The 11616-nt window shown below is 46.1% G+C and carries 12 protein-coding genes; 3 read left to right on the forward strand and 9 right to left on the reverse strand.

The genetic code is table 11. From position 1 onward, the window contains the following. Positions 1–215: 215 nt before the first annotated feature. From BQ8014_RS18115 to BQ8014_RS18125, 3 genes are read right to left on the reverse strand one after another with little or no spacing between them, the layout of a single operon-like run. Positions 216–1364 carry a cytochrome d ubiquinol oxidase subunit II gene (locus BQ8014_RS18115; RefSeq protein ID WP_080905577.1) on the reverse strand — a complete coding sequence of 383 codons (1149 nt, stop codon included), beginning with the start codon at positions 1362–1364 and terminating at the stop codon, positions 216–218. 11 nt (positions 1365–1375) lie between these two features. Beyond that, entirely contained in the window at positions 1376–2941 is a 1566-nt protein-coding gene (locus tag BQ8014_RS18120; RefSeq protein ID WP_080905578.1) for a cytochrome ubiquinol oxidase subunit I, read from the reverse strand. 12 nt (positions 2942–2953) lie between these two features. Continuing rightward, positions 2954–3181 (reverse strand): DUF4492 domain-containing protein, encoded by a 228-nt coding sequence (locus BQ8014_RS18125; protein ID WP_080905579.1) that lies wholly within the window; start codon positions 3179–3181, stop codon positions 2954–2956. 347 nt (positions 3182–3528) lie between these two features. Between BQ8014_RS18125 and BQ8014_RS18130 the strand changes: the two genes are divergently transcribed. Continuing rightward, positions 3529–4998 (forward strand): Gfo/Idh/MocA family oxidoreductase, encoded by a 1470-nt coding sequence (locus BQ8014_RS18130; protein WP_080905580.1) that lies wholly within the window; start codon positions 3529–3531, stop codon positions 4996–4998. Positions 4999–5029: 31 nt separating this feature from the next. Further along, on the forward strand, positions 5030–5884 hold the full coding sequence (locus BQ8014_RS18135; protein WP_080905581.1) for a 3-keto-disaccharide hydrolase: 855 nt from the start codon (positions 5030–5032) through the stop codon (positions 5882–5884). Positions 5885–5973: 89 nt separating this feature from the next. On the opposite strand, the gene BQ8014_RS18140 is transcribed toward BQ8014_RS18135, so the two are convergent. From BQ8014_RS18140 to BQ8014_RS18155, 4 genes are all read right to left on the reverse strand, one after another. Further along, positions 5974–7056: a DUF4097 family beta strand repeat-containing protein gene (locus tag BQ8014_RS18140; protein ID WP_080905582.1), complete on the reverse strand. Its 1083-nt coding sequence runs from the start codon at positions 7054–7056 to the stop codon at positions 5974–5976. Next, entirely contained in the window at positions 7053–7580 is a 528-nt protein-coding gene (locus tag BQ8014_RS18145) for a hypothetical protein (RefSeq protein ID WP_080905583.1), read from the reverse strand. The genes BQ8014_RS18140 and BQ8014_RS18145 overlap by 4 nt, the downstream gene beginning before the upstream one ends. Before the next feature lie 4 nt (positions 7581–7584). After that, positions 7585–8115, reverse strand: a complete 531-nt coding sequence (locus tag BQ8014_RS18150; RefSeq protein ID WP_080906056.1) for an RNA polymerase sigma factor — start codon at positions 8113–8115, stop codon at positions 7585–7587. Between the two features lie 137 nt (positions 8116–8252). After that, a complete protein-coding gene (locus BQ8014_RS18155) occupies positions 8253–8981 on the reverse strand; it encodes a NigD1/NigD2 family lipoprotein (RefSeq protein WP_080905584.1) in 729 nt (242 codons plus the stop codon). A gap of 144 nt (positions 8982–9125) precedes the next feature. On the opposite strand from BQ8014_RS18155, the gene BQ8014_RS18160 reads away from it, so the two are divergent. Next, positions 9126–9335, forward strand: a complete 210-nt coding sequence (locus BQ8014_RS18160) for a hypothetical protein (RefSeq protein WP_139785150.1) — start codon at positions 9126–9128, stop codon at positions 9333–9335. A 296-nt stretch (positions 9336–9631) separates the two neighbouring features. Here BQ8014_RS18160 and lpxB read toward each other — a convergent pair whose 3' ends face one another. Next, positions 9632–10774, reverse strand: coding sequence for a lipid-A-disaccharide synthase (gene lpxB, locus BQ8014_RS18165; protein WP_080905586.1), 1143 nt, complete (start codon positions 10772–10774; stop codon positions 9632–9634). A gap of 20 nt (positions 10775–10794) precedes the next feature. Further along, positions 10795–11574, reverse strand: a complete 780-nt coding sequence (gene surE, locus BQ8014_RS18170) for a 5'/3'-nucleotidase SurE (RefSeq protein WP_080905587.1) — start codon at positions 11572–11574, stop codon at positions 10795–10797. Between the last annotated feature and the right edge of the window lie 42 nt (positions 11575–11616).

The following is an 11616-nucleotide window of genomic DNA, read 5'->3' on the forward strand; positions in this document are numbered from 1 at the left end:
ATTAATCCGGCTTCCCCAAAGGGCCGGATTGATTCGTCTGTAAACCCAATGAAAAATGTACGCTGCAGATATATCATTTTCAGAAATAAAATGGGAATAATTATCCCCCTCTTGTTCTATTTTATCGAAAAATAGGATGGATGGCCGAATCATGACAAAATCCCCGGAAGCGAAGGTCGCTTCCGGGGATTTCCCTTATAATCAAAAGCTGTCAATCAATAAGCATGGTCATCTTGCTCGATTTCCTTCTGGTCTATCTTGCGGAGATCCAGTGCACGCCACGCATAGAAAATATAGGCGAGTACAAAAGGTACGAGGATGGAGACGTAAGACATGACCTTCAAGGTAAACGGACTGGATGAGCTATTGTAAATGGTAAGCGAACTTTGTAAGTCCACTAAGGAAGGATAGTAAGCCGTATTATTCCAACCGGCAATCAGGAAGAGCGCCAATACGGTCAATACGGTTCCGATGCCGGAAAACCAGATGCCCAAACGGGTCTTGGTCAACAAGGCGCTGATGATCCCATAAAGCACCAAGACGACACCTATCAGGAAAACAGCCAAAACGATAGGCATTTCAATAAGATTAAGGAAATATTTATAAGGTTGCATAAACACTTCCCCGGTCTCCGGATTCAGGGCAAAGCCTTGTGTCAATAACAAATGAATTAGAAAAGTCAAGAAGAAAACCAGGAAGAGAACAGCTTCCGGAAAGAGCCGTTTCCGGCAACGGACCTCGATCTCTGTATCATTGATATTATTAATATAATAAAGCAAAGCCAATACGCGGGACAAGAAAAAGACGCCCAGTCCCAGGCAAAGGTTCCAGATGACAAAGGCGGCCTCCAATCCATGCAAAGGATTGGCCCATGAAGAAATGACAGGCATACCGACTTCCGTCAGCCGCCCTTTATCCACAAGAAATTCAGCCCCATGAAAAAAGGTACCGACAGCCGCTCCCAAAAGGATTGGGCCGACTACTCCATTAATAATCAGGAAGACCTGGTAGGTCTTCTTCCCCAACAGATTTCCTTTCTTTGCTTGAAACTCATAAGAGACGGCCTGGATTACAAAACAGAGCAGGATCAGTATCCATACCCAATAAGCGCCACCGAAACTGGTTGAATAAAACAAAGGGAAAGAGGCGAAAAAGGCGCCTCCGAAAGTAACGAGCGTCGTAAAAGTAAATTCCCATTTCCGCCCGGTTGAGTTCAAAAGCATCTTTTGTTGTATCTCACTTTTCCCGATGGTGAACAAAAGGGATTGCCCTCCTTGCACAAAGAGCAAAAAGACCAGGATAGCGCCGAGCAGAGAAATAATAAACCACCAGTAATGTTGTAATAAAATATATGTCGTATCCATTGTGCTTGTTTTTATTGATTTGGTAACTTTTCAGAAAAATCGGGTCCGCCTTTAATAGCTTTCAGCATGATACCGATCTCTGCGATCAACAGAACCGTAAAGAGGATCAAGAAAATAAAGAAGGTCAATTGCACCGAAGAAGTCGGTAGTTTGGAGATCGCCGCACTCGTCGGAAGAATATCCTGGATCGCCCAAGGCTGCCGCCCGACCTCGGCCACAACCCATCCGGACTGGCTGGCGATATACGCCAAAGGAATGGAGAGCAACCCGACCCACTGGAACCACGGTAAATGCTGAAGTTGTTTCTTCCAGCTAAAAATCAACGTAAGAATAAAGAACAGGATAAAATACCCGCCGAGGATCACCATGATACGGAAAGCATAGAAAGTCATGCCGACATTCGGGATAAGGTGTGCGGGATCTTTGATATACCCATAACCGAAATATTCAAAATTCTCGTCCAGCGCCTTCCGGTGGGAAGCGGCGAGGGCCTCGTCCTTAGCCTGCTTCGCTTCGCGATATCCCGCCAGCGCCTGAATGGCTTTCTTTCCGCGGGCGATCTTCTCCTCCGCCGAAAGGGCTATCCCCTTGTCGGTATCGTAGCCTCCCTCGATAATATCCGTTATCCCGGGGACAAATGCTTTCACGTCCCGCTCCGCCAGATAAGATAGCAGGTAAGGAATTTTAATATTAAAGAGGTAAGGCTTGACGTCGTCCTTATAACTTTTCTTTTCCGGATTCAGTACAGCGATTGCTACCAGGCCGGCCTCTGTCTGCCCTTTATAAAGGCCTTCCATAGCGGCCAGCTTCATTGGTTGTTTTTGGGCGACCTGATAGCCTGAGCCGTCACCCGTCCACAAAAGCAACAGGGAGGAAACCAGACCGAAGGCCGCAGCGACCTTAATGCTTGAAAGGGCAAAATCCGCATGCCGTTTCTTCAACAAATACCAACTGCTCACCCCGATGACAAAGACAGAACCCAGTACCCAGGCGGAAATAACCGTATGGAAGAATTTATTGATCGCCACAGGAGAAAGGACAACCGCCCAGAAATCAAACATTTCGTTCCGCACCGTATCCGGATTAAATTCCATCCCGACAGGATACTGCATCCAAGCGTTCGCTACCAGGATCCAAAGGGCCGAAAGGGTGGCGCCGAGAGTCGTCAGCCAGGTAGAAGCAAGGTGGGCTCCCTTGCTGACCTTATTCCATCCGAAGAACATAATTGCGATAAAGGTCGCCTCCATGAAGAAGGCCAGAATGCCTTCGATCGCTAGCGGAGCACCGAAGATATCTCCGACAAACCAGCTGTAATTCGACCAGTTCGTCCCAAATTCAAACTCCAGGATGATTCCGGTAGCCACTCCGATTGCGAAATTAATGCCGAAGAGCTTCATCCAGAATTTAGCCGTCGTTTTCCAAAACTCATTTCCGGTCTTGTAATAAAGCGATTCCATAATAGACATAATGACCCCTAATCCGAGGGTAAGGGGGACAAAAAGCCAATGATACATGGCCGTTAGAGCAAATTGGGCCCTCGACCAGTCAATTAGAGAAGAGTCAATCGTTTCAATCATAATATTGTTTTTTTAGGGTAATAATGCGCGTTCGACAAGTTCGTCCGATACATGTTCCTGTTTCTCTTCATTCGTCTCGAATTGGCTCAAATAGCGGGGAAAAAAGAAAATTTTCAAGACAAAAAACATAATAAATAACTTTATGAGAATAATGAGCCAGAGAGTTTTCCCCAACTTCATCTCACGGAATCCTTCTATGTAGAACCGGAAAATACGTAGAGGTATCGGAACTTTTTCCATATTAGTATGTTTTGATGCGTACTATCATGTTGCCACTCGTCTGTAAAGGTACTTTTATTATTTGACTGTGAATAATAATTCATAAAAAACAAATTCCGCCTTTACCCGGCAGAGCATCTAACAAACATATAAAGAAAAGAGGAAAATACCATTCCTATTCCATCTATTTTTGCTATCACGCCATCAGTTATTTCTATCCCCTGTGTTAAAAATGTTTATCCGAAAGAGATTACACTCCCCTTTTTTGTGTATCAACACACACTTCGCTATATTTGCGTCAATTTGTATGGGTAAATTACAAAATCACTATAAAAAATCATTATTGCTAATTTATAAAAACTATTATTATGTCAAACATTTCAAGAAGATCTTTTCTGCAGAAAGGAACAGCGGCTGCTGCCGCCCTCACGATTGTTCCGAATGCCGTATTAGGTAAAAGCCATGGGCACACGGCTCCTACCGACAAGTTGAACATTGCTGCCGTCGGCATCGGAGGAATGGGAAACGCTAACCTTAAGAATATGGAAACCACGGATAACATAGTCGCTCTGTGTGACGTGGATTGGAAATATTCAAAAGGCGTATTCGAGCGTCTCCCCAACGCAAAAAAATATTGGGACTATCGCAAGATGTATGATGAAATGGCAAAATCCATCGATGCTGTCCTGGTAGCGACAGCCGACCATACCCATGCAATCATCTCCGCCGATGCCCTTACGCTAGGCAAGCATGTATACTGCCAAAAACCTTTGACACACTCCGTGTATGAATCCCGCTTATTAACCAAACTCGCAGAAAAATACCAGGTAGCTACCCAAATGGGTAACCAGGGTTCTTCCGGCGAAGGCGTAAACCTCACTTGCGAATGGATCTGGAACGGAGAAATCGGTGAAATCACCAAAGTGGAAGCATTTACCGACCGCCCTATCTGGCCGCAAGGCTTAAATGCTCCTGAGAAGGCAGACAAGATTCCGTCTACCCTCAATTGGGATTTATTCACCGGCCCTGCTGAAATGCGTCCTTTCAACAATATCTACCACCCATGGAACTGGCGTGGCTGGTGGGCATACGGAACCGGAGCTTTAGGCGATATGGCCTGCCATATTCTGCACCCGGTATTCAAGGCTCTGAAGTTGCAGTACCCGACGAAGGTACAAGGTTCTTCTACCTTGTTGCTGAAAGACTGCGCTCCCCAGGCCCAGCATGTTAAATTGCTATTCCCCGCACGGGATAACCTGGCAAAGGTAGCCCTGCCGGAGGTAGAAGTACATTGGTATGACGGAGGCTTGAAACCTGAATTTCCGAAAGGTTATCCGGAAGGCAAAAACATGAATGATGCCGGTGGAGCCGTGATCTTCCATGGAACTAAAGACACACTGATCTGCGGATGCTACGGTAAGGATCCTTGGTTATTGTCCGGACGTGTGCCGAACGCTCCGAAAGTATGCCGCCGAGTTCCGGTTTCCCACGAACAAGACTGGATCCGGGCATGTAAGGAAAGTCCGGCCAACAGAGTAAAAACAGCTTCTGATTTCAGCGAAGCAGGTCCGTTCAACGAAATGGTTGTAATGGGGGTATTAGCTATACGTCTGCAAGAATTACATAAAGAGTTAGCTTGGGACGGTCCGAACATGAGGTTTACAAACATTAAGGATAATGAGACCCTGAAGATACTAATCAAAGACGACTTCAAGATTGTAGACGGAGATCCTAAATTCAATAAGATCTGGACCGATCCTATAAATGCAAACCAATTTGCCACAGAATTAATCAAACATAACTATCGTACAGGTTGGAAACTACCGGATATGCCATGATTAAAAGTCAAATATTAATATATTATCAAAGATGAAAAAGTCAGTTTTATTAGCAAGCGCTGCAGTCATGATGTGTTATTTCACATCTTGTGGCGGAGGTAAAAAAACAGAAGAAGCTTCAGCTGAAGATTCAACGGAGGTAGCTACAGCAGCTACTCCGGAATACAAACTGCTTGATCTTCCGACTGTAGATTTATCTACTTTCCCAAAGGATAAGGAAGGTTGGATTACGTTATTTGATGGAAAGACATTTAACGGATGGAGAGGATATGACCGTGACACTGTTCCGTCGGCTTGGGTGATTGATAACGGAGCAATCCATATCAAAGGTTCAGGTGAAGGTGAAGCCGGAGCAAAAGACGGTGGAGACCTTATCTTTGCCCACAAGTTCAAGAACTATGAACTCGAGTTTGAATGGAAAGTGGATAAAGGTTCCAATTCGGGTGTTCTTTATATGATTCAGGAAGTAGAAGGACAACCTTCTTTTATCTCCGCTCCCGAATACCAGGTATTGGATAACGAAAATCATCCGGATGCCAAATTAGGCGCAGAGCAAGGCATCCGCCAATCCGCTTCCCTGTATGATATGATTCCCGCCAAACCGCAGAACGCCAAACCGTTCGGCCAATGGAACAAGGGTAAGATCATGTCTTACAAAGGAACGATCGTTCACTCACAGAATGGTGAAAACGTAGTTGAATATCATTTGTGGACGCAACAATGGATTGACCTGTTGAGCAAAAGCAAATTCAGCAAAGAGAAAGAGCCGTTGGCTTACGAATTGCTGTCAAATTGCGGCGGCCCGGATCGTGAAGGATTCATCGGATTCCAAGATCATGGCGACAATGTATGGTTCCGTAATATCCGGATTAAAATCCTGGATTAATCAACCTAATTTTTCAACCAGTAAAAAAGGAGTTACCCGAAACCGGGCAACTCCTTTTTTACTATAAACAAATAATTAACAATACTTCTTTATTTCGCCTTGATCGTCAAGTTGCTATATCCTCCTCCGTCAAACAGGACCTCCCCCCCTTTGCCGCCGTTGATCTCTGCGGAATGTTCTTCCTTTCCATCATTCGAATGGGTTACATGCAAACCCTTCAGTTCAAAGTCTCCGTATTTCATGCTCTTAGCGCGCACACTGAAAGAGGCTTTGGATGAGATTTCAATTTTCAGGTTCCCGTAACGGGCATCTACCTGCACACGCTCAAAGGCCGGATCCAGCTCTTTAATGTCCAATGTCCCATAATCGATGGCATCGACATGGAGTGTCTTCCGCACCGTCCCCAAAGCGATATTACTATATTTTGCATCAATGGATGCCGCATCGATTCCTTCAATCGTTCCATTACCGTACTTTTTCTGTATGGACAAGGACCCGACGTGCCCCAACTCTTCATTGGAGTACCGGCTGTTCACCTCGATCTTTTGCCCCTTCATGAGCTTGACTTTACCACAGTAGGCAAGATCGAAGCTTGCCGAAACGACATCTCCCAACAAGACATTGCTGTATTGGGCGACAACCGCCAGCCCTCCCTTGAAGTTGCCGGCATTGATATTCCCATATTTCACATCCAGGCGGTAGCTCCCCGCATTATCCCCGGGCAAATTGATATTTCCATACTTCTGGTTCAAATCCAGATTTAATAGGGAAGGAACCGTCACGTAGTAATGAATCACAAGTTGTTGTCCTCTCCCATTTCCTCCCCAGGTTCTGTTCTCCAATGAAGTAACAGCGGAAAGATAATTTGTTGCCTGCTGAAAGTTAATATGTACTCGGTCGACCGCTTCCTGAGCGACCCGTTCACTTCCGGCTTTCGCTTCGATCACGACCTTTACCGATACTTCTTTCCGGTCCCAATAGGAAACAACTATATTTCCGTATTTATTCTCTATCGCCAGCTTCCCATTAGCCGCCATGGGGTAAGTCTTTACGATTTCTTTCCTTTTTATACTCTCCGATTCAAAGGCAAATAGCATTTGTCCGCAAAAGAAGAAAAGCAAAATCATCCATACAAGCGACCGGTTTTGTTTATTCATTTTTGTTTTCATCATTTATAATTTGTATATTCATTCGTAACACGTTCCATCTGTTGAAGCATAATCGTCAAGCTTTCCAAACTATTGCTGTAATGCTGGTTCATAGCATACAGCCCATCGTTGGAACAAGGCAGCTTCGGCAGGATATCCGACTCAAAGCGCTCGGTCTCCGAAAGTACCCGGTTGGTTTCCTGCCAAAGATCGGCAGTGCCCGGAGCCTTTTTCTCCTTATAAATCGTTTGCATCTGTGCAATCACCTCGTCTATCCGCATCTGGTAATACAACCGTACTTCCCGGATTTCCTGGGCTGACTCGCATACGGTTTCCCCGGAATCATCCATGACAAAGGAAGGCCTTACCCACAGCAAAAGAGCTAACGTAGCGGCAGCCGCGAACGAACAGACCCCGATCAGCAATTTTCGCTTCTTTGCCGGGGAGGGCGGCAATTTCTTTCCGAAGCGTTCCAGGTGCCCTTCCGGCAATGCCTCTTCCCGGAACTCTCCGATATGTTGATCTATAAACTGTTTTAACTTATCCATTCTCTTATTTATCTCCTATTCTTTCTAACAATTTCCGTTTAGCCCGCAAATACTGGCTTCGGACCGTAACCGGCTTTATCTTCAAGATCGATGCGATCTCATCCGTATCATAACCCTCGAAAAGAGACAGGGAAAGAATTAAACGATAGCCCGGCGGCAAATTGGCAATTTCTCTCTTGATCCGTTCGACTGTGCAGGTAATCTCGGCGGCATCGGCGTCCTCTTCAGACGGGATGTCTGCCGTTTCCTTCAATTCTTCCCAATCCGGAACCTTCCGGCGGACATAGTCAATCGAGGTATGGACGGCAATCTGTTTCAGCCAAGCGTCAAAGCTCTGTCCTTCATGATACTGTTCCAATCGGGTCAACGCCTTCAAGAAAGAGTCCTGCATCGCTTCTTCAGCCTCCATCGAATTACCGACAATCCGCAAGCACGTCGCATAAATCCATCCGGCATAGCGCGAATACAAATTCAATTGTGCAACACGCTTGCCCTTGCGACATTCTTTGATTAACTCTGCTGTCTCTGCTTCCATTTGTATATATATATATACGCAACAAAAAAACAAACGTTGCATCTGATGGGACGAATATATATAAAAAAGAGGCATCCTCGCGACGCCTCTTCTCCCGTACTAAATGATAAAAATAAAAGTCATGTGGAAAGGTATGTTTATTTAATTTCCGTAGAATAAGTTTCTTTGCTTATTTTACGATTTGTAAAGGTTGCTTTTCGTTGTGGAGTGTAAACCAGTTCGTACTCCTTCTCTCCTTCAAATGTCTTAACCTTGATGAGCAATGTGATTTCTTCCTCGCCGGTCTCGAAATCCGGGAGTTTGAAGGCGACCAATCCCCTTTGTCCATAGGATGCATGATCATCATAGGCGTTATGGCGGAATTCAAAGGCGTAAGGACTTGCCGAAGAAGTACTATCCTGAAGCAAGTTGACAAAATGCGATACACCGCCTCCGGCATTAAAGCCAAAGTCTATATTCAGAAAACCGTCGCCGGTCCATAGATTGTAAATCTTCACCGGGTCGGTGCCATAAATGGAATCGTTCTCCACTCCCTTGTTTTCGGCGACCTCTTTGGTCAGTATCTTCTGTAATGCATTTACTTTGATATAATGATCAAACCCCGACATGGAATCGGAAAGAATTGTATAGTCCACCAATACCCGTTGGTTATATTTCAGCCCTGCAGGCCGATATAAAGGAGACGCAGGCCACAAGGTCGTTCCATCATCCAATGTCAAAGAATACCAATCATCGCCTTCTTGATATACGGTAGCAACTTCAACCCAGAAATCCCCTAGCGAATACCCATCATCCGAACAGGAATTCAATGTCATCGATGCTAAAAGGATTCCTGCAATTGCCGTAAAAAACTTAAATCGTTTCATAGCATCTATTCTTTTTAAAATTATTTTCCTTTTTATAATTAAGTAGATGAATATTGATCGGAAAATGCTGCGAACGAGGGTTATTAATAATTGTTAATTAAAGTTTGGCGAGTAAAAAGCCAAACAAAACGAGAAGAAGTATGGATGATGAACGATGAACAGATTGATAAATCGTCCCATCGGTTTTGGGTTTCGGTAAATCAGGGCAAACTGTTATGTTCGGCAGAAGCGACAAAAGAGGAATTAAAAGCATATTTGGTCGAAGATTTAAACTCCTGTTATGTTCGGCGGAAGCTCCGGCTTCCGTCGGTGATAAAAGCGAGGCTCCCGCCTCGCAATGATTATCCTTTTTAAGGATAGGCAAAGCGGGAGCTTTACTTCCAACACGGCGGAGTGAGGACACTCCGCCGAACAAATGGGGAAATGCATTTGCCCTGTTCGATAAATCCGGTTAGGTGTTTGACGGCTGTGAAACAGGTGTTCTACAGTTGTGAAACACGTGTTTGACGGCTGTAAAACACGTGTTCTATAGCCGTCAAACACTCAATTGCGTGCAGTGAAATCACAGGTAGTGTATATACCTGTATGAAAATCAGTACATCCCAAGGTTATTTTCCTGCTGTTGATCGGCAGCGAGGCGGATTAAACGCCTAAATTGAAGATATGAGCGATTGATAAATCAAGTCGGCCGCCCGGACGGAAGCTCCGGGATTACCCAATTTGGCGAGCGCTTCATCGTAACCTTCCAGCATCCGCTCACGATAAGGCGCCTGATAGGCCAACCGTTCCGACTCTTCCCGGATACGCTGTGCGGAGAAAAGGGCTCCGAATAGTTCCCGCACGACTTCCCGTCCTGCAATCAGATTGACTAAAGAAATATAGGGAGTCGTAAAAAAATGACGGAAGATGAAATTAACCAGCTTTCCTCCCCAGAAGTAATAACAGACTACTTGCGGCACCCGGAAGAGGGCGGTCTCCAACGTGGCGGTTCCCGAAGTTACCAGCGCCAGCGCACTATGCTCCAGTAACGGATAGGTACGCCCGAAAACAATCTTTACCGGCTTGCCATCCGTATAGATCCGGTAGTAGTCCGGCTCGATACCCGGCGCACCGGCAATCACCATCTGGTATTCCGGGAACGAGGCCCCCACCTCGAGCATTGTCGGCAAGTTATCCTTAATCTCCTGCCTCCTGCTCCCGGCCAGCAACGCCAAGACCGGCCGGCCGGGCGCCAGTCCGGCCTCCACCGGGAATGTATCTTCTTTCTCTTCCTTCCCTTTCCGGTAGTTAGCTACGGAATCGACGGAAGGATTCCCCACATAGTCCACCCGATAGCCCAGCCCGGCATAGAAATCCGTTTCAAAGGGAAGAATGCAGAACATGCGGTCTACGTACCGCCGGATCGAATGGATACGGTATTTCTTCCAGGCCCAGATCTTAGGGGAAATATAATAATAGACCGGAAGATGAAGTTCCGTCTTAACAAACTTGGCAACCTTCAGGTTAAATCCAGGATAATCCACCAAGATAACGACATCCGGTGCATAAGAACGAATATCCTCCCGGCAGGATTTCAGGTTTCTCAGAATAGTTTTCAAGTTTTTCAAGACCGGAATAACCCCCATGAAGGCCATCTCCCGGTAATGACGGACCAGATGCCCGCCCACTCCGGCCATCAGATCGCCGCCAAGAAAACGGAAATCCGCCGCGGCGTCCTTTTCCTTCAGGGCCGCCATCAGATTCGATGCATGCAAGTCCCCGGAAGCTTCTCCGGCTATCAGATAATATTTCATGTGCCAACGCTATTGGTAAGTCAATCCAAGCTTTGTTTCCAAACTTTCAATGTGTCCATAAACGCATAATCCGTCACATCTACCTTGCAAGGCACCAGGGAGGCATATCCCTCGGCCAGCAGCAGCGTGTCGTTATCCGGTGCAACCGGTTCTTTCGGTTGAAACTCACCCGTCAACCAAAAGACAGGGTTCCCTTTCGCATCGCTCGAACGATGGAATTCGTTCACCCAACGCCCGTCCGATTGCCGGCAAATCGCGACCCCTTTTACCTCTTCCACATTCGGTACGTTCAGATTCAGGTAGGTCCCATGCACCAATCCTTCCTTCAGCACTTTCCGCGCCAAGAGGTTCGCCAGGCGCCCACTATTCCTGAAATCGGCATCTTCCGTATGATTCAGCAAAGAAACCCCCAAAGACGGAACATCGAAGATACAGCCTTCGATCACTGCCCCCATCGTTCCGGAATAATGGACGCTGATCGCCTGGTTGCCGCCGTGGTTGATTCCGGAGACCAACAGATCCGGCTTCTGTTCCAACACTTCATTAATCGCCAGTTTCACACAATCTACCGGCGTTCCGGTACAACGGTAAACGGTCAGCCCTTCTTCTTTTTTTACTAATGCATAGGAAATCGGAACCGCCGAAGTAATAGCGCTTGACATCCCTGAACGGGGGCCGTCGGGTGCGAAGACCACCAAATCACCTATCTCACGTAGGCTTTTTGCCAATTCGTTAATTCCTTTTGCCTGTAGACCATCATCATTTGTAATCAAAATAAGCGGTTTCTTGTTCGTCCTCATCAATATTATTCTTTCATGTTATTTACAAAAATACTATTTTAT

Origin of the sequence: Parabacteroides sp. Marseille-P3160 (assembly GCF_900162725.1) — a bacterium.
GTDB lineage: Bacteria > Bacteroidota > Bacteroidia > Bacteroidales > Tannerellaceae > Marseille-P3160.